The 24186-nt window shown below is 60.3% G+C and carries 18 protein-coding genes; 8 read left to right on the top strand and 10 right to left on the bottom strand.

Going from position 1 to position 24186, the window contains the following annotated elements; genetic code table 11:
• Positions 1 to 6 precede the first annotated feature (6 nt).
• On the bottom strand, positions 7 to 1482 hold the full coding sequence (locus tag RDA78_RS26965; RefSeq protein ID WP_434052829.1) for a helicase HerA domain-containing protein: 1476 nt from the start codon (positions 1480 to 1482) through the stop codon (positions 7 to 9).
• Positions 1483 to 1658: 176 nt separating this feature from the next.
• Entirely contained in the window at positions 1659 to 2195 is a 537-nt protein-coding gene (locus RDA78_RS26970) for a DUF2867 domain-containing protein (RefSeq protein ID WP_434052830.1), read from the bottom strand.
• Between the two features lie 255 nt (positions 2196 to 2450).
• On the opposite strand from RDA78_RS26970, the gene RDA78_RS26975 reads away from it, so the two are divergent.
• Positions 2451 to 3554 carry an efflux RND transporter periplasmic adaptor subunit gene (locus tag RDA78_RS26975; protein WP_434052831.1) on the top strand — a complete coding sequence of 368 codons (1104 nt, stop codon included), beginning with the start codon at positions 2451 to 2453 and terminating at the stop codon, positions 3552 to 3554.
• Positions 3555 to 3569: 15 nt separating this feature from the next.
• Positions 3570 to 6719, top strand: a complete 3150-nt coding sequence (locus RDA78_RS26980) for an efflux RND transporter permease subunit (RefSeq protein WP_434052832.1) — start codon at positions 3570 to 3572, stop codon at positions 6717 to 6719.
• 103 nt (positions 6720 to 6822) lie between these two features.
• Here RDA78_RS26980 and RDA78_RS26985 read toward each other — a convergent pair whose 3' ends face one another.
• Entirely contained in the window at positions 6823 to 7407 is a 585-nt protein-coding gene (locus tag RDA78_RS26985) for a nitroreductase family protein (RefSeq protein ID WP_434052833.1), read from the bottom strand.
• A 195-nt stretch (positions 7408 to 7602) separates the two neighbouring features.
• Complete coding sequence (locus RDA78_RS26990; protein ID WP_434052834.1) at positions 7603 to 8529, bottom strand: DMT family transporter; 927 nt, start codon at positions 8527 to 8529, stop codon at positions 7603 to 7605.
• 78 nt (positions 8530 to 8607) lie between these two features.
• On the opposite strand from RDA78_RS26990, the gene RDA78_RS26995 reads away from it, so the two are divergent.
• The 3 genes from RDA78_RS26995 to trhA all read left to right on the top strand — a co-directional run bounded on the left by RDA78_RS26995 (position 8608) and on the right by trhA (position 11678).
• Positions 8608 to 9561 (top strand): LysR family transcriptional regulator, encoded by a 954-nt coding sequence (locus RDA78_RS26995; RefSeq protein WP_434052835.1) that lies wholly within the window; start codon positions 8608 to 8610, stop codon positions 9559 to 9561.
• A gap of 104 nt (positions 9562 to 9665) precedes the next feature.
• A complete protein-coding gene (locus RDA78_RS27000; RefSeq protein WP_434052836.1) occupies positions 9666 to 11018 on the top strand; it encodes an MFS transporter in 1353 nt (450 codons plus the stop codon).
• A gap of 15 nt (positions 11019 to 11033) precedes the next feature.
• Positions 11034 to 11678, top strand: coding sequence for a PAQR family membrane homeostasis protein TrhA (gene trhA, locus RDA78_RS27005; protein ID WP_434052837.1), 645 nt, complete (start codon positions 11034 to 11036; stop codon positions 11676 to 11678).
• 9 nt (positions 11679 to 11687) lie between these two features.
• Here the strand turns inward: trhA and RDA78_RS27010 are convergent, their stop codons facing one another.
• A complete protein-coding gene (locus RDA78_RS27010) occupies positions 11688 to 12371 on the bottom strand; it encodes a L,D-transpeptidase (RefSeq protein WP_434056221.1) in 684 nt (227 codons plus the stop codon).
• A gap of 216 nt (positions 12372 to 12587) precedes the next feature.
• On the opposite strand from RDA78_RS27010, the gene RDA78_RS27015 reads away from it, so the two are divergent.
• Both RDA78_RS27015 and RDA78_RS27020 read left to right on the top strand, forming a co-directional pair.
• Complete coding sequence (locus tag RDA78_RS27015) at positions 12588 to 13655, top strand: dipeptidase (RefSeq protein ID WP_434052838.1); 1068 nt, start codon at positions 12588 to 12590, stop codon at positions 13653 to 13655.
• Positions 13656 to 14005: 350 nt separating this feature from the next.
• Positions 14006 to 14761 (top strand): GntR family transcriptional regulator, encoded by a 756-nt coding sequence (locus tag RDA78_RS27020; protein ID WP_434052839.1) that lies wholly within the window; start codon positions 14006 to 14008, stop codon positions 14759 to 14761.
• Positions 14762 to 14853: 92 nt separating this feature from the next.
• On the opposite strand, the gene RDA78_RS27025 is transcribed toward RDA78_RS27020, so the two are convergent.
• From RDA78_RS27025 to RDA78_RS27045, 5 genes are all read right to left on the bottom strand, one after another.
• Positions 14854 to 16479: an ABC transporter ATP-binding protein gene (locus RDA78_RS27025; protein ID WP_434052840.1), complete on the bottom strand. Its 1626-nt coding sequence runs from the start codon at positions 16477 to 16479 to the stop codon at positions 14854 to 14856.
• A gap of 10 nt (positions 16480 to 16489) precedes the next feature.
• A complete protein-coding gene (locus RDA78_RS27030) occupies positions 16490 to 17614 on the bottom strand; it encodes an ABC transporter permease subunit (RefSeq protein WP_434052841.1) in 1125 nt (374 codons plus the stop codon).
• Between the two features lie 11 nt (positions 17615 to 17625).
• On the bottom strand, positions 17626 to 18549 hold the full coding sequence (gene oppB, locus RDA78_RS27035) for an oligopeptide ABC transporter permease OppB (RefSeq protein WP_434052842.1): 924 nt from the start codon (positions 18547 to 18549) through the stop codon (positions 17626 to 17628).
• 92 nt (positions 18550 to 18641) lie between these two features.
• Complete coding sequence (locus RDA78_RS27040; protein WP_434052843.1) at positions 18642 to 20228, bottom strand: peptide ABC transporter substrate-binding protein; 1587 nt, start codon at positions 20226 to 20228, stop codon at positions 18642 to 18644.
• A gap of 221 nt (positions 20229 to 20449) precedes the next feature.
• Complete coding sequence (locus RDA78_RS27045; RefSeq protein ID WP_434052844.1) at positions 20450 to 20992, bottom strand: BA14K family protein; 543 nt, start codon at positions 20990 to 20992, stop codon at positions 20450 to 20452.
• Positions 20993 to 21205: 213 nt separating this feature from the next.
• Between RDA78_RS27045 and RDA78_RS27050 the strand changes: the two genes are divergently transcribed.
• A complete protein-coding gene (locus RDA78_RS27050) occupies positions 21206 to 23011 on the top strand; it encodes an ATP-binding cassette domain-containing protein (protein WP_434052845.1) in 1806 nt (601 codons plus the stop codon).
• The last annotated feature ends 1175 nt before the right edge of the window (positions 23012 to 24186 follow it).

The raw sequence follows: 24186 nt of genomic DNA on the forward strand, positions 1-24186 counted from the left end.
ACCGCACTAGGCCGCCGCCTCGTCGCCGGGGGCCGTCTGCCAGCCGAGATCCGTCAGTGTCACGATCCGGTTGCCGCGCAGATCCGTCGCGCAAACGAGAAAGCCGCGTTCTTCCATGTGGCTGAGGAGCCAGCGGGCCCTCCCCGGGGATCGTGTCCCGTAGGCGGTTGCGATTTCGATATTGCCCGGGCACGGCGACTTCGCCAGGGCGGCCTTGGCAAGAAGCAGATAGACGCCGCGCATGTCATCCGGCAGTTCACCTGCAATCAGTTCCGCCTGTGACCATGCACCTTCGTCCATCTCACCCTTTTCGACGCCGGCGCGCGCGACCGAGAGTTTTTCGCGGAAAATCTGCAGATCCGGCGGACCGCCTGCCAGCTTGGCAATCCGGCAGCGGACCTGAAAGTCCTGGTAAAGCGTTGCGATCGGCTGGAAAGCCGCGTCCTCGTCTTCCAGAATGCCGGCAATGATCTCGGCGATCCTCTCTTCCCGCTCTCCGAAGTCGAGCAGGCTGTTGGCCTGCGGCACCTCTTCCTCGTTTGCCTGTTCCGCGCTGGAAAGCCGGTCAAGAACTTCGCCAGTGGAAATGACAGGTTCCTGGAAGCGCGGCCGCGACGGCGTCGCTTCGCCCGCGGCGGGGGTGAAGATCAGGTCCTTGGCCTCTTCCTTCGGCTGCTCCGGCAACGGCATCAGCTTCGGGCTTCCGCCGCGCCCCATGGTCTCGACCGGGCCGATCCTGATAGGCACGGGACGTCGCGACAGGGCAGGACCGAGCGCGATGAAATTGCCCCGGTCGAGATTGCGGAAACTCTCAGCCTGCCGCCGCTCCATGCCAAGCAGATCGGCCGCGCGCGCCATGTCGATATCGAGAAAGGTTCTGCCCATCAGGAAGTTGGACGCTTCGGCGGCGACGTTCTTGGCAAGCTTGGCGAGGCGCTGCGTGGCGATGATACCGGCCAGTCCGCGCTTGCGGCCACGGCACATGAGGTTTGTCATGGCCCCAAGCGAGCGGCGGCGCGCTTCTTCCGTCACCTCTCCGGCGGCTGCCGGGGCGAACAACTGCGCCTCGTCCACGACGACGACCATCGGGTACCACAGGTCCCGGTCGGCATCGAACAGGCCGTCGAGAAAGGTCGCGGCCGCCTTCATCTGGCGGTCCGCATCAAGGCCTTCCAGATTGAGAACGACCGAAACCCGGTGCTGGCGCACCCTGCCCGCGATCATCTGCAGGTCCTTTTCAGTGCCGACCGCGTCAACGACGACATGACCGAACTTCTCGGCCAGCGACACGAAATCGCCTTCCGGATCGATGATGGCCTGCTGGACCCAGCTTGCGGACTGTTCGAGGAGGCGGCGGAGCAGATGCGATTTTCCGGATCCGGAATTGCCCTGCACGAGAAGGCGCGTTGCCAGCAACTCTTCCAGGTCGAGCCCGGCGCGTGCGCCGCTCGTCATTTCCCCGATATCGATCTCGACCGTCATACACTCATGATCAGCGCACTGGCGCGCCGGGACCACTCCAATCCTGCTCAGCTACTGACCGCGAGTCAGCACGATTCCGAAATCTTTGCAAAGTCCGCCGGGGCGAAAACCGTCTTTTTCCAAGACTTCCTCAATCCGGCAATCGAGGATGGCAATATCCGACCCCGCAAAGGTCTTCAGGCCGCCTCGGACAATTCCTGGCGAACCGCGTTGTCCAGAACCGACGAGGCGATTTTCTTGTGAAACGGCAGGATCAACGCGAGGTAGGCATGACCGAAGAAATTGTGCCGTTTGCAGCAAGTCGAGGCATAGACGCGCGGTGTCGGCCACTCGCTTCGGAAAATCGACAGCCTGAAATCCTGGTGCCAGTCATCTTCGCCGAGAACGATCTCGTTGTCGCGCACCTGGTAGATCCTGAAGAACCCGATCCGGTCTCCCGGCTCGCGCTCCGCAACGGGCTTGCCGGACTGCTCGAGCGCCAGGGTCGTCGTGGTTTTCAGCCCGAGCGGCTTGACGAGTGTGTCGCGCAGCGACAGCAGCGTGTTCATCCAGCCGATGTCGGCCATCAGCATGTGATCGGCCAGAATGCGCATATCAGCATCTATCAGATCCGGCCGCCCCTTGAGCGACACGGAATAGACATCCATAAAGTCTCGCGAAGAATAGTACGTGTTCAGGCTGCTTTCAGCCGGCAGCTTGTCGGACATGCTCATGACGAATACCCCACTTCTGTCAATGAGCCGGGTCTAGCAGATCCGGCGCCGCATTTCGCCGCGCCGATTGACACACCCGGCGCGGCTCCGAACACGGTTGCGATTGTGGAGACGCGCGTTTCAACCCGGCACAGCTTCAAATTGTGGATCACGCCGGTGACGCATGCAGAATTGACCTTATTTCAATCGCCTCGTTGCGCTTTCCGGTTATGATGCCCCCAAATAACGGAACAAAAGACTTCGGCAGGAGGCGTCATGAAAGCCGCGAAAGTGATGTTGGGTATGGCAGTTGCCCTTGCCGGCGGGCTTCCGGCCGCTGCACAGGACAGCGGTTCGTCAGCGCAGAAAGTCACGGTAGCAAAGGTTCAGATGATCACGCCGAACAACAGTTCGCGCTATGTCGGGCGGGTCGAGGCTACCAAGACAGTCAATATCGTCGCGCGGGTCGAAGGCTACCTGACGGAGCGCAAGTTCACCGAAGGCGGTTTTGTCAAACAGGGAGACCTGCTCTACCTCATCGAGAAGGATCTCTACCAGGCGAGTGTCGACCAGTCCAAGGCGACGCTTGAAGGCGCGCAGGCAACGCTCAAGAATTCCGAGATCGAGCTGGAACGCCAGCGCCAACTGCTCGCAAAGGGTGATGTTTCCCAGGCCACCTATGACAGCGCCAAGGCGACAATGGATGTCGATCAGGCCAATGTCGACGAGGCGCAGGCCAATCTTGAAACCGCGGATATCAATCTCAGCTACACGGACATCAACAGCCCGATCGACGGACGCATCAGCAAGACCAACGTGAATGTCGGGAACCTGGTGGATTCCAACACCGGAACGCTTGCGACCGTCACGAGCGTCGATCCCATCTATGTCAGCTTCTACATGGGCGAAAAGGACCTCATCAAGGACCGTGAGGCCGGCCTCATCGGCAACGACTCCTCGACACTCCAGGTCAGCCTGACCCTGACCGACGGCACCAAGTACCCCAGCGACGGAAAAATCACCTATGTCGGAACATCGGTCGAGGAAGGCAGCGATTCCATCGAGCTGCGCGCCACTTTCGACAATCCGAAAAACATCCTGATCCCCGGACAGTTCGTCAACGTCTCGGTCAAGAGCGAAAACCAGACGGCGGTGACGGCAATCCCGCAGCCCGCGATCCAGCTCGATTCCAAAGGCCATTATGTCTATGTCGTGGGCGCGGACAACAAGGTGGAGCGCCGGGACGTTGTTCTGGGCCGCCAGTCCGGCACGCTCTGGGAGGTCACGTCCGGGCTCAAGGACGGCGAACAGGTCGTGGTCCAGGGTCTGCAACGGATCGGTCCGGACATGACCGTCGATCCCGTCGAAGCCAAAAGCTAAAAGAGACGATCGATCATGCTGTCCAGATTCTTCATCGACCGTCCGAATTTCGCGCTGGTGCTTTCCCTGATCGCCTCGCTCGTCGGAGTGATCGCCATCATCCTGATCCCGATCGCGGAATACCCAGACGTCACGCCGCCGCAGGTGGTGGTGAATGCGCAGTATCCGGGGGCCGATTCCGAACTGATCGAGAAATCGGTGGCGATTCCGATCGAGGAACAGGTCAACGGCGTCGACGACATGATCTACATGTCCTCGACAAGCTCCAATGCCGGCACGTACCAGCTCACGATCACGTTCGAGGTCGGCACGGACCCGGATATCGCCGCCGTGAACGTCCAGAACCGGGTCGCACTGGCAGAACCCACTCTGCCGGCGCCGGTCAAGACCCTCGGCGTTGCCACGCAGAAGCAGTCCGCCAACATGCTTCAGGTGATCAACCTCGTCTCTCCGGACGAGAGCCGCGACGCCATCTTCCTGAGCAATTATGCAACGATCAACATGCAGGACCGCCTGTCGCGCCTGCCGGGCGTCGGCAGCGTCTCCCAGTTCGGTCCGCTGGATTACAGCATGCGGGTGTGGATGAACCCGGACCAGATGTCCGCCCTCAACCTCACCGCTGCCGATCTTTCCAACGCGATCCAGGCCCAGAACACGGAGGCGACGGCCGGGCAGATCGGCGGCGCGCCATTCGCAGGCCCCACCGACCTGCAGTTCACGCTCAAATCGCAAGGGCTTCTGGAGACGACCGAACAGTTCGGCGATATCGTCGTTTCCGGTGATGCATCGGGACAATTGGTACGGCTGCGTGACGTTGCCCGCGTGGAACTCGGGTCCAGCTCCTATTCCGCCTATTCTGCGCTCAACAACAAGCCGGCCACTTCCATTGCCATCTACCAGAGCCCGGGCGCAAACGCGCTCGACGTGGCAAACGCGGTTGCCGCCGAACTTGAGAAGATGAAGGCGGGCTTCCCGGAAGGCGTCGACTACAAGCTTCTCTACGATATCACCAAGGCGGTGAAGGCCTCGATCGAGGAAATCCTGACGACCCTGGCGATGACCACGGCGCTCGTGGTGTTCGTCGTCTTCATGTTCCTGATGAACTGGCGCGCGATCATCATTCCGGCTATCGCCATTCCGGTCTCGCTGCTGGGAACGCTCGCGATCCTTTTCCTGATCGGGTTTTCGGCGAACCTCATCACTCTCTTCGGCATCGTTCTGGCGATCACGCTGGTGGTCGACGATGCCATCGTCATCATTGAAAACACCGAACGCATCATGAGCGAAGAGGGACTTCAGCCGCGCGAGGCGACCCTCAAGGCCATGAGCCAGGTCACCAGCCCGATCGTCGCGACCACGTTCGTGCTGCTGGCGGTGTTCGTTCCGGTCTGTTTCTTTCCCGGCATCACCGGGCAGATCTACCTGCAGTTCGCCCTGACCATCACCGTCGCGTTCTGCCTGTCGGCCGTCAACGCGCTGACGCTGTCACCCGTTCTCTGCTCCATGCTGCTGCGCCGCTCGGACACCAAACCGCCGCGTCTGCTGGGCTTCTTCGGCAGATTCGTCGACAAGGTGCGCGACGGCTATGTCTGGCTCGTCCGGCGCATGATCCGGCATGCCGTGCTGTCGCTGCTCATTCTCGTTGCCGCGGTTGCCGCCACGGTGTTCATGTTCCGCGAAACGGCGACCGGCTTCATTCCGCTTGAAGACAAGGGCGTGCTCTTTGCCAATGTCCAGCTGCCGGACGGGGCCTCCCTGCAGCGCTCCGACGCCTTGGCAAAGGAAATGACCAAGGCCATGCTCGAGGTCGACGGCGTGACGGACGTCATCTCGGTCACCGGCTTCAGCATCATTGCCGGCGAAGGCTCGAACTATGTCACCCTGATCCCGATTCTTGCCCCCTGGGACGAGCGAAAAACCAAGGCGACGCTCTGGTACAACATCCTCGGAACGCTGAATGAAAAGCTGTCGGCATTCGAAGGCGCGATCTCCTTCGTGTTCCCGCTGCCGCCGATCGACGGTCTCGGCATATCCGGCGGCATCGCCGCCCAGATCCAGGATGATGCGGGGGCAAGTGTCGTCGATCTCGGCGCGGTGACGAACTCGGTTCTGTCCGCCGCCAACCGCGATCCGGTGTTCCGGCAGGTATTCAGTTCGCTCTCGGCCAACACGCCGCAATACGAAGTCGACCTCGACCGGGACAAGGCGGAAGCGCTCGGCGTCAATATCAGCGATATCTTCACCGCGCTGCAGGCCAATCTCGGCTCCTACTACGTCAACAACTTCATTCTGGACAGCAAGATCTTCTGGGTGATCCTTGCTTCCGATTCCGAATACCGCCAGACGCTGGACGATGTCGGCAATATCTATGTGCGCGGGTCTTCCGGCGACATGATCCCGCTCAGCACGCTGGTCAGCCTGACGCCGGTCGTCGGGCCGCAGAGCGTGACGCGCTACGACATGGCCCGCTCGGCCGCCGTTCAGGGCCTGACCAGCACCGGCCACAGCACCGGCGACGGCATCAAGGCCTTCGAGAAGGCCGCCGCGGAGGTTCTGCCGGATGGATATTCCATCGAGTGGACCGGCATGTCGCTTCAGGAAATCGAGGCAGGCTCCTATGTCATCTACATTTTCCTGCTGGCCTTCCTGTTCGCCTATCTCTGCCTGGTGGCCCAGTACGAAAGCTGGCTCCTGCCGATTGCGGTCATGCTGTCCGCCGTCTTCGCGGTTTGCGGGGCGATGATCCCGCTCTACCTGATCGACGTGCTGAACAACAACATCTACGCCCAGATCGGCATGGTTCTCCTGATCGGCCTGGCTGCCAAGAAGGCAATCATGCTGGTGGAGTTCTCGCGCAACTGCCGCGACGAGGGCATGAGCATCGTCGATGCGGCGATAAGCGCTGCCCATACCCGGTTCCGCCCGGTGACCATGACCGGCCTCTGCTTCATCGTCGGCGTGCTGCCGCTGGTGTTCGCCTCCGGCGCGGGCTCCGCCAGCCGCGTCTCCATCGGCCTGCCGGTCTTCGCCGGCATGATCCTCGACAGCACCATCGGCCTCCTGATGATCCCGGTTCTTTACGTGGTGGTTCAGCGGATACGGGAGAAGTTTGCGCGCAAGCCGGTGGAAAAGGGCGCGGATGTGGAGGCAAGCTCGGGGGCTTGAGCGGGGGAGCATATCGAGCTTCGTTTGAGTGACAAAACAAGGAGGGCGAGAACCGGATGCCGGTCTCGCCCTTTGCCATTCGCGTCGCTCGACCTCTCGCATATTACCCCCACATCCCCTCAAACGCGATCTTATCAACCGGTTTGCGGGCGCTCGGCACTTCGCGGGCGCGGAGATCCTCGGGCAGGTCTTCGATCTTGCTGCGCTTGCCGATTGCGATGGCGATTTCCGCCTTGAAGCGGGGCGGCACGCCGAGCGTCTCGTGGATTTCGTCTCGTTTGATCCCGGCCATGGCGTGGGTGTGATAGCCCATTTCCGTTGCCTGCAGAGCTGCGTTTGCCCAGGCGGCGCCGGCGTCGAAGGAATGGGTGCCGCTCTTGCGACCCGGTTTACCGTCCTTGCCGTCGACTTCCGTGTCGGAGAACAGGAACAGCAGCGCGGAGGCATGCTGGGCCCAATCCTGATTGAACGGGTTCAAGAGGTTGACCAGCGTGTCCCAGCCCTCCGTGCCGCGCCGGGCATAGACAAAGCGCCAGGGTTGGATGTTGAAGGCGGACGGCGCCCAGCGCGCGGCTTCAAGAATTGTTTTCAGATCCGCTTCCGGCATCTCGGACCGGTCGAAGGACCGGGGTGACCAGCGGTTGACAATGAGGTCGTGAACGGGGTGATCGGGATTGCGGGCAGTCATCTGTCTTTTCTCCAAAACGCGTCCGGGCTTCCATCGCATTTCGGGAAAGCCCGGATTGCCTTTCTGCCACCCGGCTGCGCGTCAAACGCAAGAGCGACAGCGTGGTTCAAGGGTTCCCGAAACGCTTTACCGGCCCGGTCCGACAGGAGATAGTCATCTTTATCTTGATATCAAGATACCACTTCTGGAGATAAATCAGCCTGCCTGAACGGCCCGCCGGCGGCTTGCGGGCTCAGGGGCCGCAGCGGGCGCGGGTGCGACGAGGATCGCGGAGAGCACAAGCACCGCGCAGACAAGTTCAACCAGGCCGAAGGCTTCGCCGAAGACCAGCCAGCCGATCAGGAACATGGTCGGCAGTTCAAAGCTGCCCGCGGCCGCGGTTCGGATCGGCCCGATCTTCTGGCAGGCAATCGTGTACATCATCTGCGGGATGAGAGCAGTCACGAGGCCCATCAGCACGATCAGCCAGAGTTCGTTGAAGGAGGATGGCATGACCGAGCCGCCGCCTTCATAAAGCGCCAGCGGCAAGAGGCCCGCGATGGCGCCGATCAGGGTACAGACGGCGCGCTCGAGCGGATTGAGATCGCCGCCCATGCCGCTCAGGACGACGATGAGAAACCCGAAGGCGATCGGCGCGGGAATGGCCCAGACGAGCGCTGCAAGCGCCTCGGGCGAGAGCGTTGCCGGATCGAGGAGAAGCGCCGCGGCTCCAAGCACCAGCCCGATCGCCGCGAAGGTCCGCCAGCTCAACGCCTGCCGCAAGAGGACAAGTGCAAAGAGCGCAGCGAAGGCCGGATAGGACATGTAGACAACGCCAACGGCGGCAAGCGGTGCCTTGCTGATCGCCTCCAGGTAACCGATCACGCTGAGACCGACCACCGCTCCGGCACCGGCAAGCAGCAGCGCCTTGCCGCGCTTGTGGCGTTCGCGCGGCAGGAACGGCAGCAGGACCAGCACCGAGATGGCGTATCTGTAGAGCGCGATGGTTGCCGGACCGGTTCCGAGACCCTGAAGTTCGCGCACGAAAACAGGCACGAGACCGAATCCGACAGCGGTCACGACAATGACAAGCGTGGCGGAGGCGGGACTGAGCTCGAAACGGGACAAGGAAAAGACTGACATGTCTCTTCGATACCGCGCCTTCTCACATAAATAAAATTCTTAGTTTTCATTCTCTTCATGAAATGATTTCATGTCCGAATGATACCGAAACTTGCCATCCATCACCTGACCCTTCTTGCCGCCCTCAGCGAAACCGGCAGCATGACCATTTCCGCATCGCGCCTTGGCATCACCCAGTCCGCGGCCTCCCACAGGCTGCGCGAGGCCGAGCGCCGGATCGGGGTTTCCCTCGTTCAACGGGGAGATGCGGGACTTCAGCTGACACCGGAAGGGGAACGACTCAGGCGGCTGGGGGAAAGCTTTCTTGCCGAGCTTTTCCGGCTGGAACAGGACATCGAAGCCTCCGCGCAGGAAAAGCGCCTGCTGGTCCGGCTGGGACAGGCAACCTACAGCCGCTACCACTGGCTCCCGGCCTTTCTCGACTATCTCGAACAGGAAGACCGGCGGCTCACGGTGGATCTTTCAGGAAATGCGACGGCGCGGCCGCTTGCCTCCCTCATCGACGGCTCCGTCGATGTGTCGCTTGTGTTCGGGCGCCCCCCCGCACAGGGCCAGTTCACTTCCGCGAAGCTCGGGCCCGATCCGATCGTCGCCGTCATGTCGGCCAATCACCCGCTCGCCGGCGAGCCCGTGGTCAACAGCATCAACATGGGCGATGAGCGCTTCTTCGTCTATCCGCTGACGGCGGAACCCGGCTTTGACTGGACTGCCCTTCTGGGCGCACCGGTCGAACCGTTCCGGCGCATGACCGCGATGCCGACGCCTGAAGCCGTGATCGACCTTGTGCGGGCGAATTTCGGCGTTGCCATCTTCAGCCAGTGGGCCATCGAACCGGAACTCGCCGACGGCACGGTGGTTGCCCGTCCAATCGCAGAGGAAGGCATCTCGCTCGACTGGTGGTGCGTCAGGCGCAGCTCCGACCCGGACGATGGCCCGGCAGCGCGGCTTTCCGACGCGCTCGTGTCCTGGAGCAGGCGATCCGACCGGGCCCTGTCAACGCTCGGCTTTGGTGCGAACACACCGGCCGCCTGACCCTGACGCCAAGAAACTGCTTTGCGCGTGTCACCTTGCTGACCTAAGCTGAAGGAAATGCTTTTGAAAAAGACGATTGCCAACGACAGGGAGACGATTTTTCCATGGCCCTAGCCGAAAAAGAGCGCAAGCGCGGCCTGGTCCTGGCGGTCGGCTGCCTCGGCGGTCTGGTGATGCTGGACGAAACGGTTCTCGGTGTCTCGCTTCCCGCCATTCGCGAGCATTTTCATCTTTCGGCGACAACAACCCACTGGATCATCAACGCCTACATGCTGGCGTTCACCTGCTTTGCGGCGGTCGGTGGCAAGGCCATCGATCTGTTCGGGTTCAGGTCGACCCTGATCGTCTGCAGTGTCATCTTTGCCATTGCCAGTCTTGTTGCCGGCTTTTCAGACAGCGTCGCAATGCTGATATCCATGCGCGTCGTCCAGGGTCTGTGCGCTGCCGTGATGTTTCCGATGACGCTTGCCGCCGCGACCCTGACCTTCGATGAGAACGAGCGCGGCCGGGCCATCGGCACGCTTGCCGCGATGGCGACCATTTTCCTTGCCGCCGGTCCGCTGGTCGGCGGTATCCTGACCGATTTCCTGTCCTGGAGATGGGTGTTCTGGATCAACGTGCCGATCGTTGCGGCCGGAAGTGCCCTCGCCTGCATCCTGTGGCGCAATCCGGAGAAGCCGCGGCCAAGACCGGTCGTCGATCCCATTGGCCTTGTGCTGCTGCTCTTCGGCCTGACGGCGCTCATATTCGGGTTGATGGAGGGGCCGGACTTCGGCTGGATCTCGCCGATCATCATCGCCACCATCCTTGGCGGCGTGGTGGGCCTCGGCGTCTTCATCTTCTACGAAGCGAAAGACGACAAGCCGCTGATCGACGTGCGGCTATTCAAGCTGCCGCCGTTTCACGCCAGCACGCTGATTATCCTGCTCACGCAGATGAGCAAGATCGTCGTTGCGATCTACGTGCCGCACTTTCTGCAGCTCGAAATGTCCTACAGCGCGCTCTGGGCGGGCATCGGAACGGTCATCGCGGTGCTGCCCATGCCGATCCTCGCCGCGCCTGCCGGAAAGTTCTCCGACAAGTACGGGTCCCGCAAACCGGTGCTCGTCGCCATGGCGCTGCTCGCGGTTTCCACCATTCTGATCGGCGTCATGATGCTTCTGGAGAACTACTGGCTGCTCGCACCGGCACTGCTCCTGTGGGGCATCTTCCTGCCGGTTGCGATGATCCCGACCGGTCGCATCACCGCTAATTCCGTGCCACGGGACAAGCAGGGCGAGGTGAGCGGGCTCATCATCACGGCGCGCCTCGTCGGCGGAACGCTCGGCGTGACCCTCGGCAGCGTTCTCCTTGCCATGGGAGCCGATTTCACCTCGATCTTCGTGACCATGGGTGTGCTGCTCGCCCTCTCCTGCGCCTACAGCTCGATCGCGCTTGAGCACGATGATGCAAAGTAATCGGAGACAGCCCGGATGACGGAGTTCAGACCGCAAACCCTCGCAGAGCTGATCGCCGACGGTGCGATCCATGTCATCGGCATCTGCCTCGGTCTGACCGCCACCGTCATCCTTACCGTTACGCTCTGGAACAACGATGACCCGACCCGCCAGGTCACGGTGATGATCTATGCCGCCTGCCTGATGGCAATGCTGATCTGCTCCGCGCTCTACAACATGCTCGCCAAGGACCATAAGTCCGGCATCCTCCGGCGCCTCGATCACGCCGCGATCTTTCTGATGATTGCCGGTACCTACACGCCGCTCGCGGCTGTTATCATCGGCGGCTGGACGGGAGGTATCCTTCTAGCGACGGTCTGGACCGGCGCCGTTGCGGGCGCAATCCTCAAGCTGGTGCACCTTTCAAGAGCAGAAAAGCTGTCGGTCCCAATCTATCTCGGTCTTGGTTGGGTGGTGGTGTTTGCAGCCAATCCCCTGATCGAACGCGCGTCCGTGTTCGGCCTGTGCATGATCCTGGCCGGGGGGCTGCTCTACACGGTCGGGACGATCTTTTATGCCTGGAAAAGACTGCCGTTCCAGAATGCCATCTGGCACGCCTTCGTGCTCGCCGCAGCGGTGTGCCACTTCAGCGCCGTTATGCACGATGTCGCCCTGACCTGAGAGGCCGGCCTACGCTGCTTCCGCGTTCGGATCCTCGCTGAGAACAACAACCTTCGTCCTGAGCGGCACGCGGTTGAACAGGTCGATCACGTCCTGCTGCCACATGCGGATACATCCCGACGATACGCTCTTGCCGATGGAAGACGGCTGGTTGGTCCCGTGGATACGATAGAGCGTATCAACCGGCCCCTGCCAGAGATCCATCGCGCGCGCGCCGAGCGGATTCTTCAATCCGGGCGGATAACCCTTCTCCCAGTAACGCTCAAGCGACGGTTTGCGCGCGATCATTTCGCGTGGAGGGCGCCAGATCGGGTGCTCACGCTTGACACGGACGAGCGCTTCGCCGGACCAGTCGAAGCCTGCGCGTCCGACACCGATCCCGTATCGCAGCGCCTTTCTGTTGCCGAGCGTCCAGTAGAGATAATTGTTATACGGGTCGACGATGATCGTTCCCGGCATTTCGCGGGTCTTGTACTCCACCACCTGGCGCAGGTACTGCTCGTCGAAATTCTTGTAATTGATGGCCGGCCACGTGTAATCGCCATCGGGCAGTGCCGCGTAGGCGGATGCGTAGTCGAAATCCTCGTCGGGCAGTTCCGCCTGATCGGGCAGACCGACTGCCGTTTGACAACCGGCAAGCGCACCACCGGCCAGGATCAGGCTGCCCGTCAGAATCGAGCGGCGTGAAAACACTGGTCTTTCCACCAAATCCGTATCCCCGTGCAACGACAGCGGCGCGCGCGTCGTGTAACCGATAAAACCGGTCCCCTTCTTGGGCCAGCTTTCAACGAGTTTCAAGTCACATTCGCTCAAGAGTCTTACAATCTGCGCATGATTGACTAGATTGGGTTGTGTACCTTCCGTTTCCTTCCCGCCTTGCGGCCATACCAGCAACTTCAAGGACATTTCGTGCAGAACGAGACTTCACCGCGCCGTTTTCCGGTTTTCGACGGCCATAACGATACGCTGCTCAAACTGGAGATAGACGCGATCAAGGGAACCGAGCGCAGTTTCTTCGACCGCTCGGAAAAGGGGCATGTCGATGCCGTGCGGGCGAAAGAGGCCGGGTTTTCCGGCGGACTGTTTGCCATGTTCGTTCCCTCGAACCCGGACCAGGATTTTTCCAAGCCCTTCAATCCCAATGATCCCGTCAACTTTCAGGAAGTTCCGCAGAAGCAGGCTCTCGACTTCACGCTGAGGATGCTGGAACGCGCCGAACAGATCGAGGCTTCGTCAGAAGGCGAGATCGTGATCTGCAGGTCCGCGGCAGAAAGCCTGGCGGCTGTCGAGGCGGGCAAAATGGCCATCAGCCTTCATATCGAAGGTGCCGAAGCGATCGATACCGGGTTCCAGGCTCTGGAGGATCTCTACAATCGCGGACTTCGATCGCTCGGCCTGGTGTGGAGCCGGGAAAATGCCTACGGTTCCGGCGTACCCATGGCCTTTCCGGCATCCCCCGACAAAGGTCCGGGGCTGACGTCAGCCGGGCGTGCGCTCGTGCGGGAATGCAACAGGCTCGGAATCCTGCTGGACGTTTCCCATCTGAACGAAAAAGGTTTCTGGGACCTGGCCGGGATTACGGACAGGCCGATCATCGCCAGCCATTCGAACGCGCATGCCATTTGCGAAAGCAGCCGGAACCTGACCGACAAGCAACTGGCCGCCATCAAGGAAAGCGGCGGACTTGTCGGTGTCAATTTCCACGTTGCCTTCCTGCGCCCGGACGGAAAGCACCAGAAGGACACACCGCTTGATGTCGTTGCTGATCATGTCGTCTATCTTGTCGACCATCTGGGAGAAGATCACGTCGGCCTCGGCTCCGATTTCGACGGTTGTCTGCCGCCTCAGGACTTGAGTGACGTGACCGGCTTGCCGCCCCTCTTCGACGTTCTGCACAAGAGAGGTTTTGACCCGGCAACACTGGAAAAAATCGCCTACCGCAACTGGATATCCATGCTGGAAAAAACGGCGGTTTAGGCAGCGGAAACCTCTTAGTGCCCGACTGCGCACTTAGGGGCGGTCATATCAGAGGCGTGACACAACAGCTGCCGCGCATTTTTCATCAGTATTTTTACCGCTCGCGAAATTGTCAGTTGAGATCGGCAGGAACACCTCGACAAAAACACGGTAAGCCGACAAACAGGTCCCAATGAACCGGAATTGACGGCGCAAGTCCATTTAATGGACGGATATGGCCATAAAGGCCCATTGACCATGCGCGCAAAGGTGGCAGAGACTCGGCTGAGCGGGAGACACGCGAAACACTCCCGCGTTTTGCTTCGACGCAATGCATAAAAAGAAATCGACGCCGGTGTGGGGGCAACGACGTGACCATTCGAAGTATTGCGAACAACCTTTCGCATGACAGAGACGCTTTCGGCGAGAAGCGCGCGCGAAAATCAGAATCCGTTTTTCAAGACCTGAAGGGTCGCATTCTGACCGGTGAGCTCAAGTCAGACAGCGCCATGACCGAACAGTCTCTGGCGCAGGAATATGCCTGTTCACAAAGTACGATCCGCGAAGCCCTGATGCTTCTTCAGGAATGCGGACTTGTTGTCCGAAAGGGATATCAGGGCACATTCGTGACGGATCCGTCGCTTGCCGAAGCGCTTTTGCTCTTGCGGCTCAGGGTCAATACCGAGGTTGCCGGGATCACCGAGGCTGCCAAGACGATCACATCTGCGCAGATAGCAGAACTTCGCGACCTTGACTGCCGTTTCCTCGAGGCCCGCAGCCAAAGAGATATCTTTGCCTGTGCGGAGATCGACCGCGACTTTCATCTGCAGATATTCAGATTTGCGGGCATGTCCGCCCTGGAACCGCTGCTTGTCAGGACACTTGTGATGCTCCAGAGGATTACCCTGGCGACACCGAGACCGGACGATTCCTGGACCCATCCCAACATCGTCCAGCACGATTGCATTCTTGACGCGCTCGACGCCAGAGACACCGACGCAGCGGTCCGTGCGCTCAAGGCGCATGTCTTCACAAGCGCCACTTTGCTCGCACCGCATTTCTACGGGCAGGATACCGACCGGCTGCAGGAACTCCACGAGCTTGAAGCCGGCCCGACGCGCCTTTGACAGGAAAACATGGGTGTCTTGCCAGTGAGGTTGTTCACTGATTGGGGATCAGACGACTGATCGGTGTTTTGAAGTTAAGGCCGCCGTGCGGTTCAAGCTGTCTCCATCATATGCTGTTGGGTCAGCATGGCCGCGCCGACAAGTTCCTTCGTGTAATCCTGCTTCGGGTCTTCAAAGATCGCATCGGCAGGACCGGCTTCAACCACCTTTCCGTTTTGCATGACCATTACCGTATCCGACAACGCTCTCACGACAGCCAGGTCGTGGGAGATAAACAGATATGTCAGACCGTGTGCCTTCTGCAGGTCCCGCAATAGCTCGACAACCTGTTTCTGGATCGTGCGGTCGAGCGCGGAGGTCGGCTCGTCCAGCACAACGAATTCCGGCTTCAGGACCATTGTCCGCGCAATTGCGATCCTCTGGCGCTGACCGCCCGAGAATTCATGCGGATACCGGTTCCGCATAACCGGATCAAGGGAGACCTCCTCCAGCGCCTGACACGCGCGCGCGTCCCGGTCCTGTGCGCTGAGTGAAGGTTCATGTACAAGCAAACCTTCGGAGATGATCTGCCCGACGGTCATTCGGGGACTGAGTGAGCCGAACGGATCCTGGAATATCAGTTGCATGTCCTTGCGCAGGCCGCGCATTGCGTTCCGGTCCAGACCGGAAATCTGCTTGCCGTGAAAGACAACACGCCCGCCAGCCGGCAGCAGGTTCAGGATCGCGCGCCCGAGCGTCGACTTGCCCGAACCGCTCTCACCGACAATGCCGAGCGTCTGTCCCTTGCGCAGGGAGAAACTGATGTTGTCGACAGCACGCAGCACATGTTTGGGCTGGAGAAAGCCGGAATCCAGTTCAAATTCGACTTCGACCTTCTGCGCTTCCAGCAGGACCTGGGTGCTGTCCGGCACCGGCGGCTTGTGTCCGGTCGGCTCCGCGTCGAGCAACATCTTGGTGTAAGGATGCTCGGGCTGCGTGAAAATCTTCTGCGTGTCTCCGCTTTCAACGACTTCGCCCGTCTTCATCACATAGACCCTGTCCGAAATCCTGCGGACGATGCCGAGATCGTGGGTGATGAAAATCACGGCCATCCCCAGACGTTTCTGCAACTCGCGAAGCAGATCGAGGATCTGCGCCTGGGTCGTCACATCAAGCGCAGTGGTCGGCTCGTCCGCGATCAGAACATCCGGATCGTTGGCAAGCGCCATGGCGATCATGACGCGCTGGCGCTGACCACCCGACATTTCGTAGGGATAGGCCTTGATCTTGCGCTCCGGCTCCGGAATGTTCACCAGCTTCAAAAGTTCTAGCGCCTTTGCGCGCGCCGCCTTCCAAGAGAGACCTCCGTGAACGACCATCGGCTCCGCCAGCTGGCGGCCGATGGTGTAAAGCGGATCGAGCGAAGTCATCGGTTCCTGGAAGATCATGGTGATCTTCTCGCCCCGGACCTTGTTCAATTGCCCGACCGCCAGGCCCAGGATGTTGCGGTCCTCGTAAATCACCTCGCCTTGCGTTTTGCCGTTCGAGGCAAGAAGACCCATCGCCGCCATCATGGTCTGGCTCTTGCCGGAGCCGCTCTCGCCAACGATTGCGACCGTTTCGCCGGCCTCAACGTGGATGTTGACACCGCGCACGGCATTCACGGTCCCTGTCGCGGTTTCGAAATCGACTTTCAGGTCCCTGATGGAGAGAACGCTTTTGTTGGTTTCGTTGCTCATGCCACTCTCCTCACCGGTCTTTCGGGTCCAGCGCATCGCGCAGGCCGTCGCCGATAAAATTCAGCGCGAACAAGGTCGATGTCAGGAAGATGGACGGGAAGATTAGCATCCAGGCCGCACCTTGAAGGTTGCGCGCGCCCTCGGAGATGAGCACGCCCCAACTGGTCATGGGTTCCTGGATACCAAGGCCCAGGAAGGACAGGAAACTCTCCAGCAGGATCACCTTGGGCACGAGCAGCGTCATATAGACCACCACCGGGCCAAGCGTGTTGGGAATGACATGCCTGCGCAAGATGCCGCCGTCGTCAATACCCATGGCCTCTGCCGCCTGAACGTATTCCTGGCGTTTGATCGTCAGCGTCTGGCCGCGCACGATACGAGCCATATCAAGCCATTCGACCGCCCCGACGGCAATGAACATCAGGATGAAGTTGCGGCCAAAGAAGACCACCAGCATGATCACGAAGAAGATGAAGGGCAGCGAATAGAGAATGTCGACGACACGCATCATCATCTGGTCGACGCGCCCGCCCATGTAGCCCGACGTGGCGCCGTAGATGACACCAATCGAAATCGCAACCACGGTGGCCAGCAGCCCGATGGTCAGGGAGACGCGGCCGGCAATGAAGGTTCTCGTCATCATGTCGCGCCCGTTGGCATCCGTGCCGAAGTAAAAGTGCAGGTAGTTGATCTCGGCCCGTATCGTCGCCGAAAGACCGTCGCTGGCGAGATCGGTGAGCTGCGTGTCCCTGAACAGGTTGCTCCGGTCGAAGTAGCGCGTGGCACGCGGGTCGATCTCTCGTTTCGAGGTTACATTCGCAATGACCGTATCTCCGTCCCGCTCGTAGCTTTCCACGGTCATGCGGGCGCGCTTGGCGACCGACATGAAGGCTGGTTCGACCTGTTCCGGCCGCGGATAGGCCTCCAGGCTTGCGGGAACCTTGACATAGTCCCGGTAGACCGTATCGAACTTGTGCGGCGACAGGGCCGGACCGAGGACCGATAGCAGTGCAATCGCCGCGAGCACGACCATGCTCACAACGGCGGCCCGGTTCGCCAGGAGGCGGTCGCGGGCATCATCCCAGAGGGAACGGCCCTTCTCGGGCACCGTGTTGTTGTCTGCGGTAATCGTCATGGCCAGCCCCCTCAGTCGTAGCGCACACGCGGATCAAGCAGCGCGTAAAGCAGATCCACGATGAGGTTGAAGAGAATGACGAAACAGGCGACGACAACGACCGTCCCCATGACCAGTGTGTAGTCCCGGTTGAGCGCGCCCTGAACGAAATAGCGGCCGATGCCCGGAATTCCGAATATGGTCTCGATCACGACGGAGCCGGTCAGGAGCGCAGCGGCTGCCGGTCCGAGATAGGAAACGACTGGGAGTATGGCCCCGCGCAGGGCATGGACCACGATCACCATGTATGCGGTCAGGCCGTAGGCGCGTGCCGTGCGGACGTGATTGGAGCGGAGCGCCTCGATCATCGATCCCCGGGTCAGGCGGGCCACCACCGCCACCTGCGGCAGGGCAAGCGTGACGACCGGAAGGATGACGTTGACGAACGCGCCTCCGTTCCATCCGCCCACGGGCAGCCAGCCCAGCCAGACCCCGAGGATAAGTGTGAGGATTGGAGCCACGACGAAGTTCGGAATGGTGACGCCAAGAGTGGCCGCCGCCATCACGGTGTAATCCGTCGCCTGGTTCTGACGCAGGGCAGCGATCACGCCAAGCGTTCCGCCGACGACCAGGGCCAGACACAGGGCCGACAGGCCGAGTTGGATGGAGATCGGCAGGCTTTGGGCGAAGAGCTCGTTGATCGAAAAATCGCGGAAATAGAAGCTCGGCCCGAAGTCCAGCTGCGCGATGCTCTTGAGGTAGAGCAGGTACTGGTTCCAGAGCGGTTCGTCGAGGTGATAGATCTTGTTCAGGTTCTCCATCACCTTGGCCTCAAGCGGACGCTCGAGGTCGAAAGGTCCGCCCGGCGCGATCCGGATAAGGAAGAAGGAGATTGTGACGATCAGAAAGAGGGTCGGGATTGCGCTGAGCAATCGACCGAGCACGTAGCGGTGCATAGGTTCTGCCCCTGTTGTTCTGCCGGCGGTCTTCAGGTGCCGCCTTTGCAAAAAAACCGGCAGGAAATTTCCTGCCGGTTCGATTGTTGCGGTTACTCGGAAATGCTCATGAAGCGTGTCGGGTGAACGTTGAGGAGATTGTCCTCGAACCCGGACACCTTGTCAGACACCATGTTCATGGAACCGTAGTACATCAGCGGAATGAAGGGCAGATCCCGCATGAACATTTCTTCGGCCTGCTTGAGGATACCCGCGCGCTTTTCAAGATCGATCGTCGCGGCGGCCTCGTCCATCAGCGCATCGTATTCAGGGTTCTCGTAGCGCGCATAGTTGAAGCCGGTGTTGTCGCTCTCGACCATGAACAGGAAGTTCTGCGGGTCGGAGTAATCACCGATCCAGCCGGCACGGGCTATGTCGAAATCCTGACGATCACGCAGCATCGCGTAGTGCGTCTTGGTATCGGTGTTGACCATCGACACTTCAACCCCGAGCGGCTTCCACATGTCGGCAATCGCAACGGCCGTGTTCTTGTGGTTTTCAGACGTATTGTAGTTGATGGTGAGCTTCACCGGATTGTCCGGTCCGAAGCCAGCCGTCTCCAGGAGTTCCATCGCCTTTTCTTCGCGATCGATCTGGGACATGTCCATGTAGTCGGCAAACGCCGGTTCGCCGTAGTTGCCGATACCGGGCGGAACGAACGAATAGCCGGCGACCATGGTGGATCCCCAGATTTCATCCGCCAGGAACTCACGATCGACAGCCATCGACAGCGCCTGACGGACTTCAGGATTGCTCAGCGTATCGTCTTCATGATTGAGCGCGTAGTAGTAGGTGCCGAGATAGGGAGCCACGCGGAACTGGTCACCCAGGTTCTCTTTCATGAAGGCAACCTGTTCGGTCGGCGCGTCGTTGTTGGTGTGCAGTTCACCCGCCTGGAACCGGCGTAGGGCGGCACCGCGATCTTCCGTCGGATAGAAGAAGACCGTATCGATCTGGACATTGTCCGCGTCGTGGAAATTCGGGTTCTTGACCGCCTTCACATGAGCGTTCGGAATGAACTCGGCGAGAACATATGCACCATTGGTGACAATGTTTTCCGGCTTCACGAAATCGGTGCCGTGTGCTTCAACGGTTGCCGGGTGAACGGGCAGCCCGGTCTGGTGGGTCAGCTGCTCGATGAAATAGGGTGTCGGTGCTTCAAGCGATATCTCGAGCGTCTTGTCGTCCAGTGCCTTCACACCGATCTCTTCCGGTGCGAGTTCGCCCTTGTTGACCTTTTCCGCATTCTTGATCGGATAAAGGATGTTGGCGTATTTCGCGCCTGTCTCCGGCGTCATGATGCGCTGCAGGGAAAAGACGAAATCGCCGGCGACCACCGGATCGCCGTTCGACCATTTCGCGTCGTCACGCAGCGTGAAGGTGTACACCGTGCCGTCGTCGGAGATTGTCCAGTCGGTCGCGACACCCGGAATTACCTTGCCGGCGGCATCATACGCCACCAGGCCTTCGTAAAGGTCACGCAGGATGTGCGCCTCGTAGGTTGTGGACGTCTTGTGCTGATCCAGTGTTTCCGGATCTGCCGTGTTGCCGCGATGAAAGACCACCTCTGCGAACGCGGTCAGAGACGTGGCTGCCATCAGTGCAGCCGCAAGCGCCGTCACACGCATGGACTTGAACATATCGCTCTCCCCTCTTGGGTTTTTGTTGAAGCTTGGAAACGATAGCCGACACGATTCCACGCCCTTTGCGCGCAATCAAGCATCTCCCAACGGCATATTTCAACTACCGGGACAGAAAGGCGATGTTTTTGCAGTTTTCGCGAAGATGCAGGAAAAATTTTCTCCACCTTCACGGGATCGTTATATCAACCGCTAAACGGGTGCGAAATTTAATTACAATTCTAGCGGCAAAAACGATATTTTCCGCTATAGGCCAGATAAGTGCCCGTGTTCGGATTGAAGGACTTGAACTTGCGGGAGCAGTAAGCGACCCACTGAGGCGTGAACGGGGCGAGGCCCGTCTTGGTATAGGGCACGCGCCGGGGCTGACCGACATAGCCTCCGCGCGGGGCGACATAAACCCCTCTGGGCGCAATATAGAGAGGCGGCCTGTAGCGTGGCGCAACATAGCGCCGGGAGCGATACGGATAGGCGCGCCGGTCGTAGGGATGGTAGTAGTGGGGCGGGCCATAGGGCCGGAACGGCGGTCCGGCATATCCGCCACGATAGCCGCCATAGAACACGCCGCCGCGATATCCGCGTGTGCCAAAAGCGAAGCCGACACCGCCGGTACCTATGTAGAACGAATCGGCCTTGGCGGCTCCCGGCTGGACGGCGGCCGTCAGCCCGGCGCCAGCGCATGACAGTGCGATCGCAAGACCGAGCGACCTCAGTTTGCGTGCGAAACTCCCGGACCTTTCGGGACCCTTGATCAGACAAAACATCTTCAGTCTCCTTCCGGCGTTTCAGCCGGCAAATGGACGATAGGCCCCTGACCACGCGGAAAGCATAGCGCATTTCCGAGCAAAAATCCGACAGAATGCGAACAAAAATCGCGGAAGTCTCTCTTCACGCACGGGCGTCCGGGGGGTTGACGCTTGCGCGGGCAGGGCATGACCAGTAAACCAAGCGCCGTTCTTCAAAGACCAAGGCAAACCATGGCCCCGCCCCTCCTCATCCTGCGCGACGTTCAATTGACCTTTGGCGGCACGCCGCTGCTGACCGGCGCGGAACTATCCGTGTCCGAGGGTGACCGCATCTGTCTGGTCGGCCGGAACGGGTCGGGCAAATCGACGCTGTTGAAGATCGCGTCGGGCCAGGTTGAGATGGACAAGGGCGAACGTTTCTTCCAGCCCGGGCGCACGATCCGTTACCTGCCGCAGGACCCGGATCTTTCCGCCTATGCCTTGACAATCGACTATGTCAACGAAGGCCTGACCGAAGGCGACGATCCCTATCGCGGCGCCTATCTTCTCGAGGTTCTCGGTCTGAGTGGAAAGGAAGATCCGGCGTCACTTTCCGGCGGTGAGGCAAGGCGTGCCGCGCTTGCCCGCACGCTTGCACCGGAACCGGACATCCTGCTCCTGGACGAACCCACCAACCACCTGGACCTGCCCGCGATCGAATGGCTTGAAACGGAACTGAAGGGGCTCAAGTCAGCGCTCGTTCTGATTTCGCACGACCGCCGTTTCCTGGAAAACCTCTCGCGTGCGACGGTCTGGATCGACCGCGGTGTTTCGCGCCGCATGGACAAGGGCTTCGCCCATTTCGAGACCTGGCGTGACGAAGTTTTCGAGCAGGAGGAGATCGACCAGCACAAGCTCGCGCAGAAGATCAAGCGCGAGGAGCACTGGATGACCTATGGTGTCACGGCCCGTCGAAAACGGAACATGCGCCGTGTACGCGAACTCGCCGAGCTCAGGAAACAAAAACGCGATCATCGTGGGCCACAGGGCTCCGCCAAGCTCAACGCCAGCGATGCGGAGGTCTCCGGCAAACTGGTCATCGAGGCGAAGAACCTTTCCAAGTCCTATGGCGAACGCAGCATCGTCAAGGACTTCTCCACCCGCATCCAGCGCGGCGACCGGATCGGTTTTGTCGGACCGAACGGGGCCGGCAAGACGACGCTCCTGAAAATGCTGACCGGCGAACTTGCGCCGGACACCGGCACGAACCGTCTCGGCACCAACCTGGAAATGGTCACGCTCGATCAGAAGCGCGAAAAGCTCGACCTCACGGACACGCTCTCCGCGGTTCTGACCGGCGGACGCGGGGACATGGTGACGGTTGGCGACGAGAGCAAGCACGTCATGTCCTACATGAAGGACTTCCTGTTTTCCCCCGAACAGGCAAGGACGCCCGTCGGTGTCCTGTCCGGCGGCGAGCGGGCCCGGGCAATGCTGGCACGTGCGCTGGCGAACAAATCCAACATGATGGTGCTCGACGAGCCGACCAACGACCTTGACCTTGAAACACTCGACCTGCTGCAGGAGCTTCTTGCCGACTACAGCGGCACGGCCCTGATCGTGTCGCACGACCGTGACTTTCTCGACCGGGTAGCGACCTCTGTCATTGTCTCGGAGGGAAACGGCGTCTGGCGTGAATATGCCGGCGGCTACACGGACATGCTCGCCCAGCGCGGCGAAGGCGTCACGGCGCGCAAGACCGAAAAATCTGCGCCGGCAAAGAAGGAAAAGCAGAGTCCTTCAAACAGTTCGGCGGAAAAACCTAAAGCAAAGTCGAAACTTTCCTTCACCCAGCAGCACCTTCTGAAAACCCTGCCGGACACGATCGAACATCTTGAGGCTAAGCTCGAAAAACTGCAGGGCGAAATGAACGACCCGCAGCTTTACGCGAAGAACCCGGAGAAGTTTGCCAGACTCTCGCAACAAATCACTGATCTTGCAGCGGAAAAAGACGCAGCGGAAGAACAGTGGCTTGAACTCGAGATGCTGAACGAGTGAACGGGCGTTGGCGCAATTCCCTTCACCCCGGACGAACGCAACGAGGACCGGGGAACCGGGGTCTGCCGATATGGCAACCGTCAACCTTCAGCACCGTGGCTCCCCGATCCCGGCTCGCGCTCTCGCTTGGCCAGGATGACGACGTTGCTGGTTTCGCTGAACCCGCTTGGTCATCCCCGTGACAACGGACCAGCGAAACGCAGGCCACACCCCTATTGCAATCACCTTCCCGATCGTCATTGCCGGACCTGATCCGGCAATCCATGCCGTACCGTTTCAACTTGGAAGCGCTCATTCCATGGAAACGAAGCGGCATGGATGCCATGATCGAGCCATGGCATGACTACCGAGGGAGATTTGTATGAGCCCTCTCTCTCCTGCGTCACCCAGGACGAGCGGCGCGAGATCCGGGGCCGGGGAACCGGGGTCTGCCGATATGGCAACCGTCAACCTTCAGCACCGTGGCTCCCCGATCCCGGCTCACGCTCTCGCTTGGCCGGGATGACGACGTTGCTGGTTCCGCTGACACCGCCAAGTTTCGAGACGCGCCGTTTGGTCATCCTGATGACAACGGACCAGCGAAGCACGGACCACAAACCCGCAATTCACCTTCCCGGTCGTCATTGCCGGACTTGATCCGGCAATCCATGCCGTACCGTTTCAACTTGGAAGCGCTCATTCCATGGAAACGAAGCGGCATGGATGCCATGGTCGAGCCATGGCATGACTACCGAGGGAGATTTGTATAAGCCCTCTCTCTCCTGCGTCACCCCGGACGAGCGGAGCGAAGATCCGGGGCCGGGGATCCGGGGTCTGCCGATATGGCAACCGTCAACCTTCAGCACCGTGGCTCCCCGATCCCGGCTCGCGCTCTCGCTTGGCCGGGATGACGACGTTGCCTGTTTCGCTGACGCCACCAGGTTTCAAGACGCGCCGTTTGGTCATTCCCGTGACGAGGGTTCCTGCGAAACACGGGCCACATCCCCATTGCCAATCACCTTTCCGGTCGTCATTTCCGGACCTGATCCGGCAATCCAAGCCGTGCCGTTTCACCTCGCACGCATCCATCCAATGGAGGTGAAGCGGCATGGATGCCATGGTCGAGCCATGGAATGACCGGAAAGGAAGGAAGCCAACTTCGAGAACGGTGTGTCGGGCTTGGATCTCAGAGCACC

Origin of the sequence: Roseibium sp. (genome assembly GCF_051016195.1) — a bacterium.
Classification (GTDB): domain Bacteria; phylum Pseudomonadota; class Alphaproteobacteria; order Rhizobiales; family Stappiaceae; genus Roseibium.